21 protein-coding genes are annotated in these 24,105 nt (G+C 63.4%); 11 read left to right on the forward strand and 10 right to left on the reverse strand.

From position 1 onward, the window contains the following. Positions 1–31: 31 nt before the first annotated feature. Positions 32–1,069 (reverse strand): M23 family metallopeptidase, encoded by a 1,038-nt coding sequence (locus tag RG2_RS18445; protein WP_033234205.1) that lies wholly within the window; start codon positions 1,067–1,069, stop codon positions 32–34. 233 nt (positions 1,070–1,302) lie between these two features. Between RG2_RS18445 and RG2_RS31550 the strand changes: the two genes are divergently transcribed. The 3 genes from RG2_RS31550 (at position 1,303) to sucD (ending at position 5,468) form a co-directional block, all read left to right on the forward strand. Then, the gene (locus RG2_RS31550) at positions 1,303–3,189 is read left to right on the forward strand and encodes a hypothetical protein (RefSeq protein WP_230590131.1); all 1,887 of its coding nucleotides are present in this window, start codon (positions 1,303–1,305) and stop codon (positions 3,187–3,189) included. A gap of 191 nt (positions 3,190–3,380) precedes the next feature. Further along, the gene (gene sucC / locus RG2_RS18455; RefSeq protein WP_033234207.1) at positions 3,381–4,550 is read left to right on the forward strand and encodes an ADP-forming succinate--CoA ligase subunit beta; all 1,170 of its coding nucleotides are present in this window, start codon (positions 3,381–3,383) and stop codon (positions 4,548–4,550) included. Between the two features lie 15 nt (positions 4,551–4,565). Beyond that, positions 4,566–5,468 carry a succinate--CoA ligase subunit alpha gene (sucD, locus tag RG2_RS18460; RefSeq protein WP_033234208.1) on the forward strand — a complete coding sequence of 301 codons (903 nt, stop codon included), beginning with the start codon at positions 4,566–4,568 and terminating at the stop codon, positions 5,466–5,468. Positions 5,469–5,608: 140 nt separating this feature from the next. Here sucD and RG2_RS18465 read toward each other — a convergent pair whose 3' ends face one another. Beyond that, positions 5,609–6,232 carry an IMPACT family protein gene (locus tag RG2_RS18465; protein ID WP_033234209.1) on the reverse strand — a complete coding sequence of 208 codons (624 nt, stop codon included), beginning with the start codon at positions 6,230–6,232 and terminating at the stop codon, positions 5,609–5,611. Between the two features lie 86 nt (positions 6,233–6,318). Between RG2_RS18465 and RG2_RS18470 the strand changes: the two genes are divergently transcribed. From RG2_RS18470 to purH, 4 genes are all read left to right on the forward strand, one after another. Beyond that, the gene (locus RG2_RS18470) at positions 6,319–7,296 is read left to right on the forward strand and encodes a DUF5336 domain-containing protein (protein WP_033234210.1); all 978 of its coding nucleotides are present in this window, start codon (positions 6,319–6,321) and stop codon (positions 7,294–7,296) included. Positions 7,297–7,367: 71 nt separating this feature from the next. After that, entirely contained in the window at positions 7,368–8,891 is a 1,524-nt protein-coding gene (locus tag RG2_RS18475) for a cell division protein PerM (RefSeq protein ID WP_033234392.1), read from the forward strand. Positions 8,892–8,948: 57 nt separating this feature from the next. Next, the gene (purN, locus tag RG2_RS18480; RefSeq protein ID WP_051730473.1) at positions 8,949–9,590 is read left to right on the forward strand and encodes a phosphoribosylglycinamide formyltransferase; all 642 of its coding nucleotides are present in this window, start codon (positions 8,949–8,951) and stop codon (positions 9,588–9,590) included. Then, positions 9,583–11,142, forward strand: coding sequence for a bifunctional phosphoribosylaminoimidazolecarboxamide formyltransferase/IMP cyclohydrolase (purH, locus tag RG2_RS18485; protein WP_033234212.1), 1,560 nt, complete (start codon positions 9,583–9,585; stop codon positions 11,140–11,142). Before purN ends, purH begins: the two co-directional genes overlap by 8 nt. Before the next feature lie 85 nt (positions 11,143–11,227). On the opposite strand, the gene RG2_RS18490 is transcribed toward purH, so the two are convergent. From RG2_RS18490 to RG2_RS18500, 3 genes are all read right to left on the reverse strand, one after another. Further along, positions 11,228–11,449: a hypothetical protein gene (locus tag RG2_RS18490; RefSeq protein ID WP_033234213.1), complete on the reverse strand. Its 222-nt coding sequence runs from the start codon at positions 11,447–11,449 to the stop codon at positions 11,228–11,230. Between the two features lie 496 nt (positions 11,450–11,945). Continuing rightward, entirely contained in the window at positions 11,946–12,914 is a 969-nt protein-coding gene (locus RG2_RS18495) for an alpha/beta hydrolase (RefSeq protein ID WP_033234214.1), read from the reverse strand. Between the two features lie 27 nt (positions 12,915–12,941). Continuing rightward, the gene (locus tag RG2_RS18500; protein ID WP_033234215.1) at positions 12,942–13,514 is read right to left on the reverse strand and encodes a DUF4126 domain-containing protein; all 573 of its coding nucleotides are present in this window, start codon (positions 13,512–13,514) and stop codon (positions 12,942–12,944) included. A gap of 74 nt (positions 13,515–13,588) precedes the next feature. Here RG2_RS18500 and RG2_RS18505 point away from each other — a divergent pair, with 74 nt between their 5' ends. From RG2_RS18505 to RG2_RS18515, 3 genes are read left to right on the forward strand one after another with little or no spacing between them, the layout of a single operon-like run. Continuing rightward, positions 13,589–13,993 (forward strand): VOC family protein, encoded by a 405-nt coding sequence (locus tag RG2_RS18505; protein WP_033234216.1) that lies wholly within the window; start codon positions 13,589–13,591, stop codon positions 13,991–13,993. A 53-nt stretch (positions 13,994–14,046) separates the two neighbouring features. Further along, a complete protein-coding gene (locus RG2_RS18510) occupies positions 14,047–15,423 on the forward strand; it encodes an ATP-binding protein (RefSeq protein ID WP_092806774.1) in 1,377 nt (458 codons plus the stop codon). Positions 15,424–15,433: 10 nt separating this feature from the next. Continuing rightward, on the forward strand, positions 15,434–17,371 hold the full coding sequence (locus RG2_RS18515) for a vWA domain-containing protein (protein WP_033234217.1): 1,938 nt from the start codon (positions 15,434–15,436) through the stop codon (positions 17,369–17,371). Here the strand turns inward: RG2_RS18515 and RG2_RS18520 are convergent. Together RG2_RS18520 and RG2_RS18525 are read right to left on the reverse strand one after the other, a co-directional pair. Next, complete coding sequence (locus RG2_RS18520; protein ID WP_033234218.1) at positions 17,368–18,393, reverse strand: agmatine deiminase family protein; 1,026 nt, start codon at positions 18,391–18,393, stop codon at positions 17,368–17,370. The genes RG2_RS18515 and RG2_RS18520 overlap by 4 nt on opposite strands. Then, positions 18,390–19,337 (reverse strand): nitrilase-related carbon-nitrogen hydrolase, encoded by a 948-nt coding sequence (locus tag RG2_RS18525; RefSeq protein WP_033234219.1) that lies wholly within the window; start codon positions 19,335–19,337, stop codon positions 18,390–18,392. Before RG2_RS18525 ends, RG2_RS18520 begins: the two co-directional genes overlap by 4 nt. A gap of 151 nt (positions 19,338–19,488) precedes the next feature. Here RG2_RS18525 and RG2_RS18530 point away from each other — a divergent pair, with 151 nt between their 5' ends. Beyond that, positions 19,489–20,100: a TetR/AcrR family transcriptional regulator C-terminal domain-containing protein gene (locus RG2_RS18530; RefSeq protein ID WP_033234220.1), complete on the forward strand. Its 612-nt coding sequence runs from the start codon at positions 19,489–19,491 to the stop codon at positions 20,098–20,100. Here RG2_RS18530 and RG2_RS18535 read toward each other — a convergent pair. From RG2_RS18535 to RG2_RS18545, 3 genes are all read right to left on the reverse strand, one after another. After that, complete coding sequence (locus RG2_RS18535) at positions 20,087–21,640, reverse strand: APC family permease (RefSeq protein ID WP_033234221.1); 1,554 nt, start codon at positions 21,638–21,640, stop codon at positions 20,087–20,089. The genes RG2_RS18530 and RG2_RS18535 overlap by 14 nt on opposite strands. After that, positions 21,637–22,536 (reverse strand): universal stress protein, encoded by a 900-nt coding sequence (locus RG2_RS18540; protein WP_033234222.1) that lies wholly within the window; start codon positions 22,534–22,536, stop codon positions 21,637–21,639. Before RG2_RS18540 ends, RG2_RS18535 begins: the two co-directional genes overlap by 4 nt. Positions 22,537–22,627: 91 nt before the next feature. Next, positions 22,628–24,058: a gamma-aminobutyraldehyde dehydrogenase gene (locus RG2_RS18545; RefSeq protein WP_033234394.1), complete on the reverse strand. Its 1,431-nt coding sequence runs from the start codon at positions 24,056–24,058 to the stop codon at positions 22,628–22,630. Positions 24,059–24,105 lie beyond the last annotated feature (47 nt).

Here is a 24,105-nt window from a genome sequence, read left to right on the forward strand (position 1 = left end):
GTGCGGGCCGAAAGTTTCGGTTGTGGTGAGCTCAGTCCTGCTCGATACCCAGGCTGATACCGCGCGAGGCGAGCCAGGGGAGGGGATCGATCTTGTTCTCGCCGGCGAGATGAACCTCGAAGTGCAGGTGCGGGCCGGTGGAGAAGCCGCGGTTGCCGACGGTGGCGATCTGATCGCCGGCCATGACCTGCTGGCCGACGGTCACTACCGAGGTGTCGATGTGTCCGTACACGGTGATGGTGCCGTCGGCGTGCTGCAGGCGAACCCACATACCGAACCCGGAAGCCGGGCCGGAGTCGATGACGGTGCCGTCGGCGACTGCGACGATGGGCGTTCCGATGGGTGCTGCGATATCGACACCGGCATGCAGGGTGCCCCAGCGGCTACCGAAGTTCGAGGTGAAAGTTCCGACAGCGGGGAGGACGAACAGGGGGCGTCGGGCAGCGGCTTCGCGGGCTGCGCGCTCTTCGCTGAAACGCTGGCCCTTGGCGAGGAGGTTACTGAACTGCGACAGGTCGGTCGGGGCGGCGACGTTGAGCACCTGGGGTGCGTCGGCTGCCGTGGTGGAGGACGCTGCGGCGGTGGGCGCGAACTGGGCTGCCTGTGGCTGTGCGGTGGTTCCGATGGTGGAGGACTGGTCGGCAAGTGCGACGTCCGAGTGCCCGACTGCATTGCCCGAGCCGTTGTCGACTACTGCCTGTCCCGCTGCGACTACCGCGCCGGCTGCGACTGCAAGAACTGCGGCGCGGCCTTTGAGTGCGGAGGGCGGGGTGGGGATGCGGTGAGCGCCGGTGCGACGAGCCGGGGAGGAGACATCTGCAGATGCCGGTGGCGTGAAGGTCGAGATGCTGTTCACGTCGGACTCGACGGTCTCGAAGTCTGCCGGGTAGGCGTCTACCGAGTCGGAATCTGACGACGTGGAGGATGCGGAGCGAGTGAACATAAGGGAAGAAATCTCAGAACTTTTGGTCTCGGTGTAACGCCGGGCCGAGTGCGTTGGATAAGAGGGCGTGACCTCGTCCGGTTCTGATTCTGTGAACCTGCTGGGCGTGAACTGGCTGTGTCGCATATGCCTGTTCGCTCCTTGGGGTTCGTGATCAGCCTGTGACTTAGCTGGAGTAACGGTAACGAAATGGTTGCGACACGTGCAACCTATACAGCAAACGAGTCGTAGTTTGTGACGTGGCTCACATCCTGACCAGGCAATATGTCGCTTCGGACAAATCGGACCAAGTATCTCGATTGATATCGGGGTGTGTCACAACCAGATCACCGACCTGCGCAGGCGCTACCGTCGAGCAGGTGTCGTCAACACTCCGAAGCTCGTCGGTCCACGCGCCCGGCGATGTTCGCACCGCTCGTCCATTCCCGCCGCCGCTCGCCCTGGCCCTAGTTCTGGGGCTGCTCGGCGCGGTCGCGGTGTCGGCTGCGCCGATTGTCGACGTGGGGAGTGGACCCGGCGCGTCCGGTTCGATCGTGACCGCCTCGATATTTGCCGCGCTGTGCGCGCTCGTGATCCCGGCCGCTGCGATTGTGGTGGCCCGTCGTCACCCCGCCCTCTCAGGCGCGCTCTTGGCCGGTGCAGGCGCGCTGTCCTTCGGGGTCGCGATCCTCGATCTGCAGTTGTTCGTCGACGCGATCGACGCAAACCGCTTGGAACTTTTCCGTCCGATTTCCGCCGGAGTGATCACCGCGGGTGTCGGGTCGTACGTTGCACTTCTCGGGCACGCACTGTTGGTTGTTGCCGGAATTCTGGGGCTCGTGGTGATTCATCGTGAGTCCGAGCGTGACGGATACGGCAGCGCACATGCTGCCGAGTACGACGGCAGATCCGTAGGCGGACGCATCGGTGCCTGGCCGACGTCCGTATTGATTCTTGCTGCAGGCGCGTACCTGCTGTCGCTGTTCGCGCCCGCCTTCGATTCGCAGGATCCGATCTTTCTCGCCCGCTCCCTCGTGGACAGTCCCGCTGCCAGTGCTGTCGGAACCGCGTTGGTTGCCGTGGCCGTCTTGATCGTCACGGCATCGGCTCTGACGTCGATTTCGCCGTGGGTGGGCGCAGGCGGTGTTGTCGGCGCCGGCGTCGGCGCGCTGGGTGTCAGCGGCACTCGGGTTGTTGCCGGTCTGGCGTCCGGTGACCGGATCGGTGTCGGCGCTGGATCGATCGTGGGTGCCATCGCGGCGGTGGTCATCGTGGGAGTGGGCGCGGTGATACCGATTCTGTCGGCGCGGCGCGAGGCTGCAGCGGCAGAAGAAGCGCGGCCGGTGAAATCCGAAAATCAGGCGCCGTCCGGCGGCTCCAAGAAAGCGCGCCGAGCCGCGATGATCGAGCAGGCCCGCGAAGCGCAGGCTCACGTCACGAAGATGCACCGCATCGCCGGGGCGCTCGGAATTGGCGCCGCTGTGTCGGCCGCACTTGGCGCGTCGTTGCCCATTCTGTCCTTGCCCGGTGGACTCGCCGAACCGTCGATACTCGCGACCCGCATCGTCTTCGTCGCGGCGATCGTTCTCTTCGTTGCATCGCTCGGGCTGTGGATTCCTGGCCGCGCCGTTGCCATTCGGCCGGCCGTGGGAACGCTGTGGACCACCGTCGTCATGGGCATTGCGGCTGTCGTGCAACCAGCTGTCATCGCAACAGATGTTTCGGGTGTCGACCTTGGGGCCGGTGTGTACGTGATGGGCGTCGCCTCCGCGCTCGCGGCCGCTGCCGGCCTGGCGTTGTGGTTCGCCGGAACAGCGGAACGCGAGGAAATCGACACATCCGTGGAGATCGAGGCGAACTCCGTGGTCCGTATCCTCGCCGGACTCGGCGGCGTACTTGCACTCGTCGGCACCGCTCTGCCGCTCTATCGCGGCGCAAATCACACCGCGGCGTCGATCACGCAATGGCCATGGGGCAGTGACGCGTGGGGGATCGACACCTGGGGTCAACTCCTCGTCGGAGTGTCTGTCCTGCTCGCATCCGTCGTCGCCACCCGTTCCCGGCCACCGCGTGCTGTTGCGCTCCTCGTCGGATCGGCGGTCTCGGTGTCGATATATCTCGCCGCGGGACCACTGACGACTTCACGCATACCGGACGCAACAGTGGGGGCGGGTGCGATCGCAGCGGCGACGGGCCTACTCTTGCTAGTCGTTGCTGCTTTCTTCAGTGCGCGAACAACGCTGTCGATGCATGCCGAGCGGCGGTGAGACCCGCGCTTGACAAATGGTGCGAAGTTGCGTCGCCGATCGGTGACGCCTGCCGCACCTGGCGATGTCGCGTGACATGGGCCACATAGCATGTATGCGGGCGCAAACCGAACGCAGCAACTGGTTAAAGTCCAGAACAGACCCGCTCCTACCCCTCGAGCGGGTGTCAACGCAGACGAGACGGTGAGCAGATGGATCTCTTCGAATACCAGGCGAAGGAACTCTTCGCCAAGCACGGAGTGCCGACTTCGGCTGGGCGTGTTACGGACACGGTCGCAGGAGCACGCGAGATTGCCGAAGAAATCGGCAAGCCCGTAATGATCAAGGCGCAGGTCAAGGTCGGTGGCCGCGGCAAGGCCGGTGGCGTGAAGTACTCGCCCGACGTGGATGCCGCAGTGGCAAACGCAGAAGCAATCCTCGGCCTGGACATCAAGGGCCATGTTGTCAAGAAGCTGCTGGTCGCAGAGGCAAGTGACATTGCCGAGGAGTACTGCATCTCCTTCCTGCTCGACCGCACCAACCGCACCTACCTGGCCATGTGCTCGGTAGAGGGTGGCGTCGAGATCGAGGTCACCGCCGAGGAGAACCCCGACGCTCTCGCGAAGATCCCCGTCGACGCAGTCAAGGGCGTCGACCTCGCGTTCGCGCGCAGCATCGCCGAGGCAGGAAAGCTGCCCGCTGAGGTGCTCGACGCAGCGGCCGTCACGATCCAGAAGCTGTGGGAGGTCTTCATCAACGAGGACGCACTCCTCGTCGAGGTCAACCCCCTCGTTCGCACGCCTGACGATCAGATCCTCGCCCTCGACGGCAAGGTCACCCTCGACGAGAACGCAGCGTTCCGTCAGCCCGGCCACGAGGCATTCGAGGATCGCGACGCAACCGATCCCCTCGAGCTCAAGGCCAAGGAAAACGACCTCAACTACGTCAAACTCGACGGTGAGGTCGGAATCATCGGCAACGGCGCAGGCCTTGTCATGTCCACCCTGGACGTCGTCGCATACGCAGGCGAGAACCACGGTGGCGTCAAGCCCGCCAACTTCCTCGACATCGGCGGCGGAGCTTCCGCTGCAGTCATGGCTGCCGGCCTGGATGTCATCCTGAACGACGCACAGGTCAAGAGCGTGTTCGTCAACGTCTTCGGCGGCATCACCGCTTGTGACGCAGTTGCCAACGGCATCGTCGGCGCACTGAAGACCCTGGGCGACGAGGCCAACAAGCCGCTCGTCGTTCGCCTGGACGGAAACAACGTCGAAGAGGGTCGTCGTATCCTCGCCGAGGCCAACCACCCGCTGGTCACGGTCGTCGCAACCATGGACGAGGCCGCCGACAAGGCCGCCGAACTCGCTCACGCAGCGAAGTAAGGGACTCACAGAACAATGGCAATCTTCCTCACCAAGGATTCAAAGGTCATCGTCCAGGGCATCACCGGCGGCGAGGGCACCAAGCACACCGCTCTGATGCTCAAGGCCGGCACCCAGGTCGTCGGCGGCGTCAACGCTCGCAAGGCCGGCACCACGGTCTCGCACGTTGCTGCTGACGGTTCCGCTGTCGAGCTCCCCGTCTTCGCGACGGTCGAAGAAGCAATCAAGGAGACCGGCGCAGACGTTTCCATCGCGTTTGTTCCCCCGGCCTTCTCGAAGGACGCCATCGTCGAGGCCATCGACGCGGAGATCCCGCTCCTCGTGGTCATCACCGAGGGCATCCCGGTCCAGGACTCCGCTTACGCTTGGGCGTACAACGAGTCCAAGGGCAAGAAGACGCGCATCATCGGACCGAACTGCCCCGGCATCATCACCCCGGGTGAGGCTCTCGTCGGCATCACGCCCGCCAACATCGCGGGCACCGGCCCCATCGGCCTGGTCTCCAAGTCGGGCACCCTGACCTACCAGATGATGTACGAACTCCGTGACTTCGGCTTCTCCACCGCCATCGGCATCGGCGGCGACCCGGTCATCGGTACGACGCACATCGATGCCATCGAGGCATTCGAGAACGATCCCGACACCAAGGTCATCGTGATGATCGGTGAAATCGGTGGCGACGCAGAAGAGCGCGCAGCCGATTACATCAAGGCCCACGTCACCAAGCCGGTTGTCGGCTACGTGGCAGGCTTCACCGCTCCCGAAGGCAAGACCATGGGCCACGCAGGCGCCATCGTCTCCGGTTCCTCGGGAACGGCTCAGGCCAAGCAGGAAGCTCTCGAAGCTGCCGGCGTGAAGGTCGGCAAGACGCCGTCCGCCACCGCTGCTCTCGCACGCGAGATCCTTCAGAGCCTCTAAGTTCGTTTCGCGGAGCGTAGTGCTTCGTGTTGAACTGCAGCTTGTCTGAACTACAGTTTGTCTGAACTACAGCGCCCGCAATCAGGTTTTCCTGGTTGCGGGCGTTGTTCGTCACTGTGACATGTCTGTCGCCGGGCGGCTCAGACGTCGACCCACGTATTGCCTGCGGTTTCGAGTTGGCCGGCGCCTGAGGTGATCGATGCCACCGTCGACGCAAGGTGTTCGGGGTCGTGAGTGGCAAGTGTCAGAACAGCTTTCGATCCGTAGTCGGTCCCAAGGACCACAACTCCGCGGGCGCGCAGTTCGGCCTCGACGCGTCCGGCCTCCCCATGTCGAATTGCCAAGGTGTGCAACGTTCGTCGCTCGCGGCCGACCAGCGTGGCAGAATCCACCGCAACCGACACCGCACCGGAATATGCGCGTACCAAACCGCCTGCGCCCAGTTTGATGCCTCCGAAATATCGTGTCACGACCACGATTACGTCCACGAGGTCACGCGCCTTGAGTACCTGCAACATCGGAATCCCGGCTGTGCCGCCGGGCTCACCGTCGTCGTCGGCGCGTTCGGACCGCGACGATGCGTCGTAGCCCACCACGAATGCCGAACAATGATGGCGCGCATCCGGATACAGTGATTTCTGTTCGGCCAGGAACTGTTTTGCGCCCTCGGTGTCGTCGATTCTGCGGAGGGAGGCGATGAACCGCGAGTGCTTCACTTCCGTCTCGACAGTGTGATCCGCGCCGGGAGCAAGAGTGAAGGGCATCTGCCCATTGTCTCCTGTCGGTGTTGGCGTGAGAAGACAAGGCACATAGGCTGGAATCGACAACCGTCCGTCCACGAGGGGAAGCCATGACGTTCACACCGCAAGGGTCAAATTTCGGAGGATCCTCGTACGGATCGCCGACGCCCCCGAACGCAGGCGGTGGGGCCAAGATCGGTTTCTTCTTGACCATCGCGGTAGCCGCGTTGGGAATCGTCAACTTTCTGCTCGGGTTCGCTCCCTTCACCTCGATCACGAGTTCCGGTGTCGGTTCCGACGTGAGCACCACGTCCAGCTTCTTCGAAACCAGTGTCTACGGACTCGGATTCCTTTTTGCCGGCGGTGTTCTGGCTGCGGTGTCACTGCTGCCGCAGCAACGCTACGCAGGGATATTTGCCGCGTTGTCCCTGGTCGGATATGTCTCGTTGGTGTTCACCGCGTTCAGCCTCGGTTCGACGGATTACCTCGACATCGGCTTCGGGTGGGGATTGATCGTCGTCCTCGTCCTCGGCTTTGTGCAGACCGTCGTCGCAGTGGCCGCGTTCCTCTTCGACATCGGAATCCTCAAGGCCCCCGCGCCCAGGCCGGTAGCTCCCCAGGCCTTCGGTCAGGGCTACCAGCAGTACGGCCAGCCGCAGCAGCAGATGTACCAGCAAGGCCAGCCGGGGCAGCCGCAGCAGGGCCAGGCGCAGCAGTACGGGGCCCAGAACCAGCCCTACGGACAGCAGTACGGTCAAACGCCGCAGCCCGGTTCGCAGCAGCAGGGATACGCGAGCGGCTACGGCGCGACACCCGCAGAAACTACCGACACGTCGGGCCAACAATCCCAGCAGTACGGCGGGTACGCGCAGCCGACGCCCCAGTACCCCTCCGGGCAGCAGCCTCCGGCCGGGTACCCGTCTACCCAGCCCGCCCCTGCCCAGCACCAAGCGGGGCCGTACCAGCCCACCCCAGCCCAGCCCACCGGCTTCGAAGCTCCCGCAGCCCCCGAAACCGGCGAGAACACAGACCCCGCGGCCGAGACTCGAGCTTTCGATTCTCGGAACCCCGACGAGCGTCAGCAGTAAGGGGTTTACGGATTCGTCCCGGGCGGCGCGCCTGAGTGCGCGCCGCGATGTCGGGTGAAATCCTCGAGGGGATGAATTCTTTGACTGATCGAACACGACCACGCCCTTCCTCCGGTCAGCAAACACGAGGCCGCACGTCGCTGCGCACACCCACGCCGGAAGCAGACCAGACCAGAACACTGCTCACCGTGGCCTTCCGGTCATCGGGAATGGCGATCCTGCTGATCTCGGCTGTCGTAGTCGTGACGCTGGTATCGGCGAGTAGCGATCTGACCGGAACATTCGGCGCCATCGCAACGACGTGGCTGGCTATTCATCAAGTTCCCGTTGTCATCGACGACGTTCAACTCGGTGTGCTGCCGTTGCTCCCGACCGCACTCATGATGTGGGTGGTGGCGCGGCGATGTGCGTCGGCGGCAACACTCGCCGAGACGCGGATAGCAGTAGCGCGACTGGTGGGCGCAGCCGTGGCGGGGCCTCTCACGGTGACCGCGATCTGCCTGGTCGTTGTTGCCGACGCGTCCGCTGCAATCCCGCTGTCGAGTCCCAATGCGTTGAGCGCGTTCGGTTGGGTCGCCGGAATTCACCTGGTAGCCGCGACGGTCGGCGTTGTTGTCGCGCACTGGCAGATCATCGAACCTGAGCTTCCGCGGTGGGCATCCGCCGCCGTTCGCCCCGGTGCCTGGACGACTACAGCGCTGCTGGCAGCGGGATCTATTGCCGTTCTGTGTGCGCTGCTCATCTCCTGGTCCACCGTCGGGGATCTTCTTGCCCGCGGCGGCGGTTTTGTCGGCGTGCTGGGTCTGACCGTGCTGTCGCTGCTGTACCTGCCCAACCTTGTTGTCGGTGCGGTCGCCGTCATGACGGGCGCAAGCGCCGATATCGGTGAGGTGTCCACCAGTGTGTTCGGCAACATAGGCGGCGACCTTCCACCGCTTCCGGTTCTCGGAGCCGTCCCGGCCGGCACGGGCGGAGGGTTCTGGCCCGTACTCCTCGTTGTTCCGGTCGCGATCGGGATTTATCTGGGACGAGACTGCGCACGCCGCGTCGGCGGGCAGGACGGAATCCTCACAGCCGTTGCCGCCGCGTTCATGAGCGGAACAGTGATCGCGCTCCTCGCCCTCGCCAGCGGAGGGGAGCTGGGGTACTTCGGTGCCGTCGAGGTGACCTGGTGGGCCGTCGGGTTCTTGACCTTCGGCTGGTTGGCGCTGTTCGGATCGATCAGTGCACTGATCACGACGTGGTTGCAGCATCGGGCGGTTCCTGCACCGGAGCCCACGGTGACGGCACCGCCGGCCCAGCAGGCTGAAACAGCTGAGTCCGAAGGCGATGACACGAACTCGGACACGGACTCGGATTCTACGGATGAATCGGTGGACGAAACTGGTTCGGTGCAAGAGTCGGAGACCGAGGAGACCGAGGAGACCGAGGAGCCTGCCGAGTCTGCGGTGTCTGCGGAGATCGAGGCGCCGGAACTCGCGGCTGAAGAAAGCCAGGCTGCAGAGGTCGAGGTCGACGCTGTAACCGTCGTCGAGGATTCTGCCGAAGAGTCTGCGACCGACCTGCCCTCACCGGTGAAAGACCCCAGCGACTAAGCTGTCGTCTGGCCGATTATCCGGCCACACCATCTTCTAGATCTCAGGAGTAGAGCGCTGACTGCCTCGGCCCACGACCTGCAGCAGACGACGCCTACTCGCGTCGTGGTTCTCGCGTCCGGAGCGGGAACCCTCCTGAAGTCGCTCATCGAAGCGTCGTACACCGAAAACTACCCCGCGCAGATCGTTGCCGTCGGTGTCGATCGTGACTGCGCTGCCACCGAACATGCCGGAGCCGCGGAGATTCCCGCGTTCAAGGTATCGATCAAGGATTTTGCCGACCGCGCCGCCTGGGACATGGCACTGACCTCCGCTGTTGCGCAGCACCAGCCGGATCTGGTGGTGAGCGCCGGCTTCATGAAGATCCTCGGACCCAGTTTCCTGGCGAAATTCGGTGGACGGATCATCAACACCCACCCCGCGTTGCTGCCCGCCTTCCCCGGCGCGCACGCGGTTCCCGACGCGATGGCGTACGGCGTCAAGGTCACCGGATCGACGGTGCATCTGGTCGACGACGGCGTTGACACCGGGCCGATTCTGGCCCAAGAACCTGTGGCAGTGCTTCCGGGCGACACCGAGTCGTCTTTGCACGAGCGCATCAAAGTTGTAGAGCGGCGGTTGTTGGCGGACGTTATCGCCGCTGTCGCTACACACGGAGTAGTTTCCGATGGACGAAAGGCCGTGATCCCCAGTGAGTGAACGCAAGGCTGTGCGCCGCGCTCTTGTCAGTGTTTACGACAAGAGCGGTCTGATCGAGCTGGCAACGGGTCTGCACGAGGCCGGTGTCGAGTTGGTGTCGACCGGCTCGACCGCGTCGAAGATCGCCGACGCCGGCATCCCCGTGACCCCGGTGGAGGCTCTGACCGGATTCCCCGAATGCCTCGAAGGTCGAGTGAAGACGCTGCATCCGCGCGTCCACGCCGGCGTTCTGGCCGACACCCGCAAGCCGGATCACCTCGCTCAGCTCGAGGAACTCGGCATCGCGACTTTCGAACTCGTTGTGGTCAACCTGTACCCGTTCACGGCGACAGTTGCTTCCGGCGCGACGCCGGACGAGTGCGTCGAGCAGATCGACATCGGCGGTCCGTCGATGGTGCGCGCGGCTGCGAAGAACCACCCGTCGGTTGCTGTTGTGGTTGATCCGGCCCGTTACGCCGACGTTCTGACGGCTGTTGCCGGTGGCGGATTCACGCTGCGTGAGCGCACTGTCCTTGCCGCGCAGGCGTTTCAGCACACCGCGTCGTACGACGTGGCTGTCGCGAGCTGGATGACCAGCACCATTGCTGCAGACGAAGACGGCTCGCAGTTCCCGGCCTGGGTCGGTGCCACCTGGAACCGCAGCGCCGTTCTGCGTTACGGCGAGAACCCGCATCAGGATGCCGCGCTGTACGAAAACCCGGCTGCTCCGGCAGGTTTGGCTCAGGCCGAGCAGGTGCACGGCAAGGAAATGTCGTACAACAACTACACGGACTCCGACGCAGCCTGGCGCGCAGCCTACGACTTCGCCGATCCGGCAGTCGCAATCATCAAGCACGCCAACCCTTGTGGCATTGCGGTCGGCGCCGATATCGCCGAGGCCCACCGCAAGGCGCATGCGTGCGACCCGGTCAGTGCTTTTGGTGGCGTCATCGCAGCCAACCGTGAGGTCACCGTCGAACTGGCCGAGCAGATCGCCGACATCTTCACCGAGGTTGTCATCGCGCCGTCCTATGCAGACGGAGCAGTCGAGGTTCTGCAGCGTAAGAAGAACATTCGTGTTCTCAAAGCTGCCGCACCGACCGCTACCGGCATCGAGCTTCGCCCCATCTCCGGTGGCACCTTGCTGCAGCAGCGTGACGTCCTCGACGCCGATGGTGACAACCCGGCCAACTGGACTCTTGCCAACGGCGAAGCGGCAGATGCGGAAACGCTCAAGGATCTGGAATTCGCTTGGCGTGCAAGCCGCTCCGTGAAGTCCAACGCAATCCTGCTGGCTAAGGGCGGCGCCTCGGTTGGCGTCGGCATGGGCCAGGTCAACCGTGTGGATGCTGCGCATCTTGCGGTCCAGCGCGCCGGCGATCGTGTTGTCGGTTCGGTGGCCGCGTCCGACGCGTTCTTCCCGTTCCCCGACGGACTCCAGGTTCTCTTGACCGCAGGCGTCAAGGCTGTTGTTCAGCCCGGCGGTTCCGTTCGTGACAACGAGGTGATCGAGGCTGCCAAGGAAGCCGGCGTCACTCTCTACCTGACAGGTGCGCGCCACTTCGCGCACTGATCAACTTCGTGTGAAGGGGGCCTCGACGTGAATGTCGGGGCCCGTTTTCTTTTGTCTCTCGTGCGTTCAAGGTTTGCGCATCGGGTCAGGCAGCGTGGGTGTGTGTTCCCTGGAGTTCACGCGGAGTTCCGGTGATCACGACGCGGGAAGCGCCGCGGGCGCGAATTTCGCTGATCAAACCGCCAAGAGTCGCTTCGTGGGCCGCGTCGGAGTGCGACAGGTCCAGTGTGACGGCGTAACCGCTCAAGTCGGAGGGCAGATCGGCATACGGGGGCGCGGTGGACAGTTGGTTGACTCGAAGTTTCATGTTGTTCTCCTGCATGTGAAAGGTAAAAGAAAAGGCACCCGAGGCGTTTGCCCTGGGTGCCCGAAAACGGATCCGATCAATCGGTGGATCATTCTCGGGGGACACCGCGCTTGTGGCTGATGTGCTTGTGATTCATCGCCTTACCGGCCATACGATCTGCCGATGTGCCGGCGGAAAAAATGTGTACGGGGGCGGTGCAGCTGCGCCACGAAAGCGCGGATGCAAAGTCCGGGTGAAGCGTCATCTGATCCGTGCCTTTCTCGTTCGGCGTAGCTGGTTAATGGATGACCGTACAGGACGCTGCCAGGGATTGCACCAATAAAAACCAACACAAACGTAAACTCCGTGTGACTTTTGTCCCGGCGTTCTGCGTCGCGCAGCTGCTCTTTGTGCAGGTCCAGTACCAAAAATGAAAGTCCCCTCGCGATGATTCGCAAGGGGACTTTCATATCGAAAAACAAGGCCGTTCGGTCTGTATGCAGCCCGGGGTGGCGGCTCAGCGGAGTGAGCGAACCCAGGCAGCAAACGGCTCGGCAAACTCGCTCGAGTACGGCAGGGGTGCGACGTAATCGGGGCCCGTCGAGTGCTCGTCACCGAGATCCTTGAGTACGAAACTCGCGTTCTTCATCCGTACCGAGGTGAGCGCGGTATGAGCGAGAGCCTCGTCGAGTGCCGCGACCTCGGCCGGAACGATCTGGATGTCCTTGGCCGAGCAACTGGTGAGGACCGGCATGCCGGCTGGAAGCGACGCCACCAGTGCAACCGGGTCCAGTGCATCTTCCTCGGCGAGAGCCTTGGCATTTGCGTACACCAGTCCGGCATTGCGGAGAGGTTCGGGAAGATCGTCGGGAACCGTGCCGTCACTGCGCAACGATTCGACTGCGCCGGCGAGCGCCACTCGAAGCTCGTCAGCCAATTCGACCGGCAACTGCCCGGCCCCGACAACCGCGTCGAGTTGCCCGTGAATCTGGTTGGTCAGAAGGTCGAGGAGCCTGATGCTCAGCGGTTCGACCAGAGCGAGTGCATGGACGCGGGAACCGCCGTGACCGGTGGCCACGGCAAGAGCCACCACCGCGCCGTCGCTGTGACCGATGATGATCAGTCGCTCGGCGTCGACGCCGGGTTGCGCTGCCAGGAAGTCGAGACCGGAAGAGGCCGCGTCGACGTACGTGTTGAAACCGAGATCTGCGATGTCGTCGACCTCGTACGGTCCCAAGCCGGTTTCGCCGCTGCCGATCTTGTCGTAACGCAGACTCGAAATACCCTGTTCTTCAAGGAGATCCGCGATGAACCGAAGCGTACCGATATCGCCTTCGAGGAGTGCGCTGTCGCCGTTGCGATCGGTGGGACCGCTACCCGCCAGGATGAGCGCGGCAGGTGCTTGTACGTCTGGAGTCGTGGCGAGGCGCAGGCTCCCGAAGAGGGTGACGTCGCCGGATTGAAACGTGATCTCGGTGTCGGACATGACGACCTGTCTACCAGGTGTGGATGTTCAGGCGGTACGCGCACCGCGGAGGCGGCGCAGGCCCCGCCAACTGAACCACAAGAGCGCGGCGAGCAGCGGAATGATCAGGAGCGGAAGGATCATCGCAATCAACGACGTGAAGAACGTCAGCACGTCCTCGACCACCGAGAGCACAGGGTTGGCGAGCCCACCGGTGGTTGCCGTACTGACCGCTCGCGCGCCGGTCTGCGCGGAGCTGAAGGTCAGTGCCGTTGGTGCCCCGACGATGATGGCGGCTATCCCCGCCACCGCAGGATCAAGGTGACTGAACGCGGCCCAGGCCGCGATCACCCCGGCGATGGGACCGGTGACATTGCCGACCACGGATAGCGCGTTGTCGACAAAGGGAATGAGGTCGGCACCCAATTCGACGACCGCGGCGATCGCCAGCGCCACCAGAGCGCCGGTCGATCCGATCCACTGCATCGACTCGCCGACAGTGATCCCGAACAGCTCGAAATGGACGGCAGCGCTCAGCATCAGCAGCGGAAGGAACGTTCGCATCCCCGAAGCTGCGGCAAGGCCGAGGCCGAGCATGGCGGGTAAGACCCAGGTATCCATGCGTGGAGTTTAGGTCTGGATTTCATCGCGTACGGGTATAAAGGCACACACCAGACCATCGGAAAGGAACTTTCATGCCGACCATGTTCTTCCTCAACCTGCCCGTCAAAGACCTGGGCAAGGCCACAGCCTTCTACGAGGGGCTCGGGTACGCCAAGAACCCACAGTTCTCCGACGACAACGCGTCGTCTATCGTCATCAGCGACGAAATTGTCGTGATGTTGCTGGCAGAGCCATTTTTCAAGACCTTCACGTCGAAGGAAATTGCCGATACGTCGACGTCGACGGAAGCGCTGTTGGGTCTGTCGGCGGAGACTCGCGAGGCAGTGGACACCATCGTCGACAAGGCTCTGGCAACAGGTGGCAGCGCTGGAAATGCCACTCAGGACCACGGATTCATGTACTCCCGCAGCTTCCAGGATCCCGACGGCCACATCTGGGAAATCATCTGGATGGACCAGTCTCAGGTGCAGGGCTGACCTCGAATCTTTCTCGGCGCGCGGCGCAATCGCGCAAATGCTCGTAACTTGGTGTGGTGACTGTCGCCAAGACCCTCGGTGAGCTACGCGCCGCCGGACACGTGCAACGAAGTGTCAAAGAAGAAATTCGGGAGAACCTTCTCGCCGCGTTGCGGGACGGCCGCGATCCTTGGCCCGGCATAGTCGGGTTCGAGGACACTGTCGCTCCGCAACTCGAGCGGGCCCTGATCGCCGGCCACGACGTCGTCCTACTCGGCGAACGTGGGCAGGGCAAGACAAGAGTGCTTCGAACGCTCAGCTTGCTGCTCGACGAATGGACGCCCGTCATCGAAGGGTCGGAGCTGGGGGAGCATCCCTACGAGCCGATCACGCCGGCTTCGATTCGTCGAGCCGAGGAACTGGGCGACGATCTGCCGGTGGTGTGGCGTCACCGCAGCGAGCGGTACTCCGAGAAACTTGCGACCCCTGATACCTCGGTCGCGGACCTGATCGGTGACGTCGATCCGGTCAAGGTCGCGGAGGGGCGCAGCCTCGGTGACCCCGAGACCATTCACTTCGGCCTCGTTCCCCGAGCGCACCGCGGAATTGTGGCGATCAACGAACTTCCGGACCTCGCCGAGCGTATCCAGGTGTCGCTTCTCAACGTGATGGAAGAGCGCGACATCCAGGTTCGTGGATACACGTTGCGGCTCCCGCTCGACGTACTGTTGGTGGCGAGCGCCAACCCCGAGGACTACACCAACCGCGGGCGCATCATCACCCCGCTCAAAGACCGTTTCGGTGCTGAGATTCGTACCCACTATCCGGTCGAGTTGATGGACGAAATCGCTGTGATCGAGCAGGAAGCGCATCTCGCAGCGGAGGTTCCCGACTACCTGCTCGAGATCCTTGCCCGCTTCACTCGACTGCTCCGTGAATCCACGTCCGTCGACCAGCGTTCGGGTGTGTCGGCACGGTTTGCCGTGGCCGGCGCCGAGACCGTCAGTGCCGCAGCGGTACGACGTGCCGCGGTCCTCGGTGAGGCGGATGCTGTTGCGAGACCGGTAGATCTGGAATCGGTCGTGGAAGTTCTGCGCGGCAAGGTGGAGTTCGAATCCGGCGAAGAGGGCCGCGAACTGGAAGTGCTCGAGCACCTGTTGCGTCGAGCGACGGCAGACACCGTTCGGGTGCGCCTCGGTGGAATCGACCTGGGAATGTTGGTTGCCGCCGTGGAGATGGGCAATACCGTCGTCACGGGTGAATCCGTCACGGCCAAGGCACTTCTCGAAGAACTGCCCGAGATCGAGGTCCTGGACGAGATCGCCGAACGTCTTGGTGCCCAATCCGACGGTGAGCGTGCCGCTGGTGCCGAGTTGGCGCTCGAAGGGCTCTACCTCGCGCGCCGGATCTCCAAAGATCAAGGCCCGGGCGGCCGCTCGGTGTACTCGTAAGGAGCGGGCGATGATTCACAATCCGCGCTATGGACCATACGACGGCGGCCCCGATCCGCTGGCACCGCCGGTGGACCTGCGCGATGCGTTGGCGGCGATCGGTGACGACGTGCTGTCCGGGACGTCGCCTCGCCATGCGCTGCGCGAACTCTTGCGGCGCGGCAACCGGGACATGCGCGGGCTCGACGACCTTGCCGCCCAGGCCAATCGGCGTCGACGCGAACTGCTGCGCCGCAACAACCTCGGCGGAACTCTCGACGAGGCCCGGAAATTGCTGGACAAGGCGGTGCTCGAAGAGCGCAAGGAGTTGGCGCGCGCTCTCGACGACGATGCCAGGTTCAACGAAATGCGCATCGAGGAGTTGCCGCCGTCGACGGCTCAGGCGGTTCAGGAACTGGCCGATTACAACTGGCGCAGCGAGCAGGCGAGAGCCGACTACGAGAAGATTCGTGATCTTCTCGGACGCGAGGTTCTCGATCAGCGTTTTTCGGGAATGAAGCAGGCACTCGAGGGCGCTACCGACGAGGATCGTGAGCAGATTCGCCAGATGCTGGCCGATCTGAATCAACTGCTCGACGCTCATGCACGTGGGGTTGACACTCCGGAGCAGTTCACGGAGTTCATGGACAAATACGGAGAGTATTTTCCCGACAACCCCCGCAATGTCGAGGAACTTCTCGACTCCCTCGCGCAACGCGCCGCTGCCGCGCAGCGCCTACGAAACTCGCTGTCTCAAGAGCAACGTGACGAGTTGGATGCTTTGGCGCAGCAGGCTTTCGGTGATCCGAGCCTGATCGACGAACTCGGCAAGCTGGATCAGTATCTGCAGGCCGCCCGGCCGGGGGAGGACTGGGAAGGTTCGCAGCAGTTCCGCGGGGACAACGGAATGGGCTTGGGTGAGGGGACTGGCGCACTGTCCGATATCGCCGAGCTGGAATCGTTGGCCGATCAACTCTCGCAACAGTATGCGGGGGCAGGGCTCGACGACATCGACCCCGAACTGCTCGCGAGGCAACTCGGTGACGAAGCCGCAGCTGACGCTCGCACCCTGGCCGACCTCGAAAAAGCCTTGCAGGAACAGGGTTTCTTCGATCGGGCACCAGACGGTCAATGGCGCTTGTCGCCCAAGGCAATGCGCCAACTCGGACAGACGGCACTGCGCGACGTTGCCGGTCAGTTGTCATCCAGAAACGGACAACGAGATACGCGTCGGGCCGGCTCGATGGGCGAACCGACCGGAGCTTCCCGAGAATGGGAATTCGGGGACACAGAACCCTGGGACGTCACGAGAACGATCACCAACGCTGTGCTGCGTGACCCGGGCCGAATGCCGGTGCGGCTGAGTGTCGTCGACGTCGAAGTTGCCGAAACGGAGCAGCGTAGTCAGGCTGCCGTCGCGTTGTTGGTGGACACGTCGTTCTCCATGGTGATGGAGGATCGCTGGGTACCGATGAAACGCACCGCGCTGGCGCTCAATCATCTGGTGAGTACCCGCTTCCGCAGTGACGAACTGCAACTCATCGCCTTCGGACGCCACGCGCATGTGTTGAACCCGTCGGAGTTGGCGGGACTGGACGGCGCGTGGGATCAGGGAACCAACCTCCACCATGCACTCTTGTTGGCGGCCAGGCACCTTCGACGCCATTCCAACGCGCAGCCGGTGGTGCTGATCGTCACCGACGGTGAGCCGACGGCTCATCTCGAAGCGGACGGAGAAGCACGGTTCGACTACCCGCCGAGTGCGCGAACCCTGGGACTTACGGTTCGCGCACTCGACGCGGTGGCCAGACTGGGCGCCAAGGTCACGTTCTTCCGGCTCGGTGAGGATCCCGGTCTGGCCAGGGTGGTCGACCGAATGGCGCACCGGGTGGGCGGACGCGTCATAGCTCCTGATGTCGACGGCCTCGGCGCAGCCGTGGTCAGCGACTACATGCGGGGCCGTCACTAGTTTTGCTCGGCCGGCTGATGCTGGGTGATGCAATGGATGCCGCCGCCGCGTTCGAACAGAGGCCTCGCGTCGACGGTGACGACGGTGCGTCCTGGATAGGCGGCTGCAAGAATCTCGACCGCTTCCGCGTCGGCGGGATCGTCGAAGCTGCAGGCGATCACTCCGCGGTTGACCACGAGGTGGTTGATGTAGCTGTAGTCGACGAATCCCTCGTCGTCGCGCAGGATCTCGGGAGCGGGAACACGGATGACCTTCCACGGCCGTCCGCCGACATCGGTCGAGCGTTCGAACAACTCGATGATGGTCTTGCTGACGGCGTAGTCGGGGTGCATGGGGTTGCGCTGGTCGTGGACCAGTACCACTCCGGGGGACGAGATGGCAGCGACGATGTCGACGTGTCCGCGCGTTCCGTAGGTCTCCTGATCGCGAGTCAAGCCGCGCGGCAGCCAGATCACGTGCTTGGCGCCGATGGTGCGGGCGAGTTCGGCCTCGATGTCCGCCTTTGTCAGATCGGGATTGCGCCCCGGATCGAGTTGGACGGTTTCGGTGACCAACACGGTGCCGAGGCCGTCGACCGCAATGCCGCCGCCCTCGTTGACGAGTGGTGAGTCGATCAACTGGGCACCGGATTGTTCGACGACAAACGCGCCGATCTTCGAGTCCTTGTCCCACTGCGCCCAATCCTGTGCGCCCCAGCCGTTGAACACCCAGTCGACTCCGCCGAGGCGGCCCTCGTCGGACAAGACGAACGTCGGCCCGATGTCGCGCATCCAGGCGTCGTTGAGCGGCGCTACGACGATATCGATCTTCTCGGACAGGTACTTTCGTGCTTCTTCGACTTCGGTGGGATCGACGACGACGGTGACCGGCTCGAATTCGGCGACGGCGTGGGCAACTGCAGCCCACGTCGACCGCGCTTCGTGCTGCTGCTCCGCAGTGTCCCCGAGGGAGTATCCGGCGCTGGGGTAGGCCATCCAGGTACGTTCGTGCGGTTCACTTTCCGCGGGCATGCGCCAGGTCATCGGTTGGCTCCCGCGGTGGTCACCGGTGCGGTCAGGGCCGAGTAGGTGTCGGGTCGGCGAGTGGCCAGGAACGGGAACAGTGCAAGCCAGTCCTCGCGCTGCTGAAGATCGAGATCGGCTACCAGCACAGCTGATTCGTCACGGGGCGCCTGAACGAGGATGCGTCCGTATGGGTCGGAGATGAAGGACGAACCGTAGAAGGTGATGAGGCCTTCGCTGCCGTGCCGGTTGGGGACGACCATGAAGGTGCCGTTCGCGATACCGTTTCCGACGATTACCTGCTGCCACAGCGGTTGGGTGTCGAAGTTCGGGTGATCGGGCTCCGAGCCGATCGCCGTGGGGTACACCAGGACCTGTGCACCGGCGAGTGAGTAAGCGCGCGCGACCTCGGGGAACCACTCGTCCCAGCACGTCGGGAGTCCGAACTTGGCGCCGAGTGCCTCGTGAACGGGGTACGCGTCCTGCGCCGGGCCTCCTCGGAAGTACGTGTCCTCGTAGTACCCGGCGGTCACCGGAATGTGGAGCTTGCGGGTTCTCCCGAGAAGTTCACCGGCGGGCGAGACGAGGATGGCGGTGTTGAAGCCCAGTCCGTCCTCGGCCTCGCTGCGCTCGTACAGCGACGCATGAACGAGGACCTGGTTCTCGGCGGCAGCCTTGGCTGCGAAGGCGAGCGTGGGTCCGGTGAGTAGGTCTTCCGCTTCGCGTCCGGGATTGTCGCCGGCGGGGGTGGAGGCCGGGTAGCGGCTGAGCGTCAGCTCCGGAAGGAAGACCACTGAAGCGCCCAGCTTGGCTGCGGCCGCGATGCCCTCGCTCAGTTCGGTGTGGAGGTCGCTGCGGTCCTCGTGCCAGCGATGTTGGACGAGGCCGACGCGCAGTGGGGCAGACGTGGACTGCGCTGTCGCGGCCGGCGACTCGGGCGGAGTGAGGGCGGTGATCGTCAGCATGGGGTTTCCTCAGTACTCGGATGTTCGACGTTCAACGTAAAACGAATGTGATTCGTTAAGTATGGTGGGTGAGCGCTGATTGATCAAGGACTTTCGAGGAATTGTTTTTTTTGCGGCGCACCGAACGGTGTGGATCACTACAGGAGGACATATGCCGCGGCCATCGCAACGACTGCTCTCGCCCGAAATCATCACCGAGGCGGCAATCGAATCGGTGGACGAAACCGGCGACTTCACCATGCCGGGACTCGCGGGAAGACTGAAGGTGCGACCGTCCTCGCTGTACAACCATGTGTCCGGGCGGGCCGAAATTGTCGAACTGATGAGAGCTCAATTGATGGCGGGCATCGACCTCCGATCGGTTGACGGTTCGTGGACCGACACCGTAGCGGCGTTGGCGTCCGAATACCGGCGCAGCTATGCCGAGCATCCTCGCTTGATCCCGCTCTTCACTGCCCAGACGGTGCAAGCCGGTGTTGCCTTCGGTCTGTACAACGCACTGGCGCAGGCATTTTCGGACGGTGGGTTCGATCCGTCGGCGACGCTCCACGCGATCACGACGGTAGACAGTTTTGTTCTCGGTTCCGCGCTCGATCTGGCAGCGCCCGAGGTCCAATGGGCCGCCGGGCCGGAAGTGAACGACGCGATGAAGGCGGCATTGGCAACGTCCGGGAAAAATCCCGAACGTGCCGATGCCGCCTTCGAATTCGGTTTGCGCGTGCTGATGGCTGGGTTGGTTGCCCAGTCTCCTAAGTCGAGCTGAGATCGCTTTCGTCGCGCAACGCGACCGTGTCGCGGTTGAGGGTCTTGCCCTCGAAGAACTCCGGGTTGCGCACGCGCATCACCATCATCAGTACGGCGCCGAGGATCAGGATTCCGAAGCCCAGGAAGAACACCAGGCCGATTCCGCCGATCGAAGCGCCACTCGCATTCTCGGGATCCATGCTCTCTTGGATCGAGATGACGAACACCGCGAGCAGCATCAGGCCACCCAGTAGCGGGAACGCCAGTCGGAAGACGAAGTTGCGCATGCTGTCGAACACCGTCCGGCGGAAGTACCAGACACACGCAAATGCCGTGATGCCGTAGTACCAGCAGATCATGATGCCCAGCGCAGCGATCGTGTCGAGGAGAGCGCTTTCGGAGAGGAACGTGACAACGGTGTAGAACACCGCCGTCACAACGCCGGCAACCACGGTCGCGTAAGACGGCACCAGGAACCGCGGGGATACCTCGGCAAGCTTCTTGGGGAAGGCTCCGTAGGCTCCCATCGCGAGCATGGTTCGTGCGGCCGGGAGGAACGTGGTCTGGAGGCTGGCGACCGAGGATACGAAGACGGCAAGGAAGAGGAGCATGCCGCCCCAGTCGCCCAGTACGGGGTCTGCCAATGCGCCGAAGACGTTCTCCGAATTCTCGGGATTTCCGAGGCCGAGGCCTTCCTCTCCGACGCCGGCGTACATCATCGCGGCAACGGCAACCAGCAGATAGGTCAGGAGAATGGTTGCAACACACAGTAGTCCGGCGCGGCCCGGGGTCTTCTTGGGGTTCTTCGACTCCTCACCCAACGTCAGGCACGTGTCCCAGCCCCAGAAGGCGAAGATCGATCCGGTCAGTCCGATGACAAAAGCGCCGATGGCGAGTCCGCTGAACGGGTTGAACCAGCTGAGGTCGAACGACAATCCGGCCGGGGCGTCTCCGGCACCGACGTGAACGAGTGCGACGACGGCAAAGACGACGAGCAGCACCATCTGGAAGCCGACGAGTGCGAACTGCACGCGCTCGCTCGTGGTGATTCCTCGACTCGCTATCCAGGTGGCCAGGGCGATGAACACCAGCGTCGTGCCGACATTGACAAGTTTGTTACCCGGTAGATCCGCGATCGACGGATTGTCGACCACCCGTGCGATGAACAGATAGAAGAAGTCGACGGCAATGGCGGCGAGATTCGAGAGCACGATGATGGTGGCGATCACCATGCCCCAACCGCACATCCAGCCGACGTACGGGCCGAATGCCTTGGTGGACCACGTGAATGACGCCCCGCAGTCTGGAGTATCGGAGTTCAGTTCGCGATATGCGTACGCGGTGAGGAACATCGGAATGAAGCCGGCGATGAAGATGGCGGGCATCTTGAGGCCGACGGCGGCGACGATCAATCCGATACTGGCGGTCAGGGTGTAACCCGGTGCCACGGAAGAGATTCCGAGAACTGCGCCGGAGATCATCCCGATCTTGCCGGTGGCGAGACCTTTGGAACTCAGTTCGTTGCCTGCAGGTGGCTGCGAAGTTTCGTTGCTCGTCATGACAGTGCCTCCGGCTGGGTGAATTCGTGCTTGGGCACTACGACCATGGGAACGGGCAACACGCGCAGCATCTTGGCGGCGGTGGAGCCCAGAAAAAGTTTGCGCGGCTGCGCGAGGCGACTGGAACCGACCATCACGAGATCGCCGTCCTGCCAGTCCAGTTGACGCACTGCCGATTCCACAGTGGAACCGTCGGCGATGATGACCTCGATCGGAACATCCTCGGGGAGCGCAGCCCTTGCGACGTCGAGTGTGTCCTGAGCGTGACTTCGCGCGCGCTCTCTCGCCGACTCGGCAGTGTCGCGGTGATCGCGGAGATCGTTCTGCGGGTCCAACGCCACCAGTGAGACCAGGCGCAGCGGAACGTGCATTTGTTCGCTGGTGCGCACAGCCGTGTTCAAGACGATATCGGCGCCGACACGGGTACCGAGTGCACACGTGATCTCGCGGATCGCCGACGCCGACGAGTGTCGGGTTCCGCGCGGTGCCAGTGCAACCGGGACGTGGGCCGAGTGCAACAGTTCGGTGGACACCGAACCTATCGAGTGGCGGCCGAGCAGACCGTCGCCGGACGCACCCACCACAATCGCCAGCGCGCCCAGTCGGTCCACTTCGTCGAGTAGTCCCTGAGCAAACGACTCGTGGAAGCTCAGATGTACTTCGACCGGGATGTCCTCGGGCACCGACGCTCGAGCCTCGGCAAGCCACTCGTGCGCGCGGGCGGCGAGGATGTCGTCGTAGCCGGGTTCCGAGGGAATCTTGGCCGGGAGGGTTCGGTCCGGAGGGAGCACCATGCAGATGTCGAGTTGCGCGCCGAGACTGCGCGCGAGCTGCGTCCCGAGGACCAGCCCGTCTTTACCGCTGGGTGTGGCGAGGTATCCGACGATAAGGCGCATGGTGGCTCTTTTCCGGATTGGAGGAATCTGCTGTGCGCCTTTGTTAACCGCGGGCGGTTAACAAAGGCGCACAGCAGGAAGGGGCGGCGACTCAGTCGTGCGAACTCATGACGTGCTTGAGGCGGGTGTAATCCTCGACTCCGTAGGCGGAGAGATCCTTGCCGTAGCCGGAGTACTTGAAGCCGCCGTGCGGCATCTCGGCGACGAGCGGGATGTGGCAGTTGATCCACACCGCTCCGAAGTCGAGGGCCGCGGAGAGCCGTTGGGTGACACCGTGATCCTTGGTCCAGATGCTCGAGGCAAGGCCGAACCGAACGTCGTTGGCGAGGGCGATCGCCTCCTTTTCGTCGGAGAAGCTCTGGACCGTGAGGATGGGACCGAAGGTTTCTTCCTGCACGATGTCGTCGGACTGCGCGACACCGGTGATGATCGTCGGCTCGAAGAAGAATCCGGTTTCGCCTGAACGCTTTCCACCGGTCACGATCGTGGCCGACGCCGGCAGGTTCGCGATCTTGTCGCTCACGGTGTTGAAGTGGTTGATGTTGTTGAGCGGACCGTAGAACGCATCAGGGTCGGAAGGCGCGCCGGGGCGCAGCTTTTCGGCGTTACGCACCAGTGCGTCGACAAGCTGATCGTGAATGGATTCGTGGACGATCACGCGGGTGGCTGCGGTGCAGTCCTGGCCGCCGTTGAAGAACGCGGCCTCGGCGATGCCGGTTGCGGTCTTTTCGATGTCGACGTCGTCGAACACGATGGCCGGTGCCTTGCCGCCCAGTTCGAGGTGGGCGCGCTTGAGTTGCTGCGCTGCGGATACGGCGACCGCGATGCCTGCACGTACCGAACCGGTGATGGAGACAAGACCGAGGGCCGGATTCTCCACCAACGTCGCGCCGGTACTGCCGTTGCCGAGCACGACGTTGAACACGCCGTCCGGCAGGATTCCCTTGGACAGCTTGGCCAGTACCAGCGTGCTGCCCGGTGTGGTGTCGCTCGGCTTGAGGACGATCGTGTTGCCGGCAGCGAGTGCGGGCCCGATCTTCCACAGCGCCATCATGAACGGGTAGTTCCACGGCGTGACCTGACCGACGACGCCGATGGGCTCACGACGGACGTAGGAGGTGAAACCCTCCATGTATTCCCCGGCGGCCTTACCTTCGAGGAGGCGGGCAGCGCCGGCGAAGAAACGCATCTGATCGGCCCCGACCTTGACTTCCTCGTCGGCGATCATCTGGTGAGCCTGGCCGGTATTTGCGCTCTCGGCGGCGACGATTTCGTCGCTGTGCGCTTCGATCGCGTCGGCGAGCTTGAGAAGCGCGGCCTGACGGACACTCGGCGTTGTCTTGCCCCACGTCTCGAATGCGCGTTGTGCGGCTTCAACGGCGGCGTCCACATCGGCTTTGGTCGAGATCGGAGCACGCCCGACGATGCTTTCATCCACCGGGCTGATCAGGTCGAGCGTTTCCGTCGCGGACGAGGCGACAAATTCACCGTTGATGTAGTTCTCGAGTACGACGATCGACATCGGTACCGGTTCCTCTCGCGGTCGAACGAGTTCGCAGTCCAGACGAA

The organism is Rhodococcus globerulus NBRC 14531 (assembly GCF_001894805.1).
GTDB classification, from domain to species: Bacteria; Actinomycetota; Actinomycetes; order Mycobacteriales; family Mycobacteriaceae; genus Rhodococcus_F; species Rhodococcus_F globerula.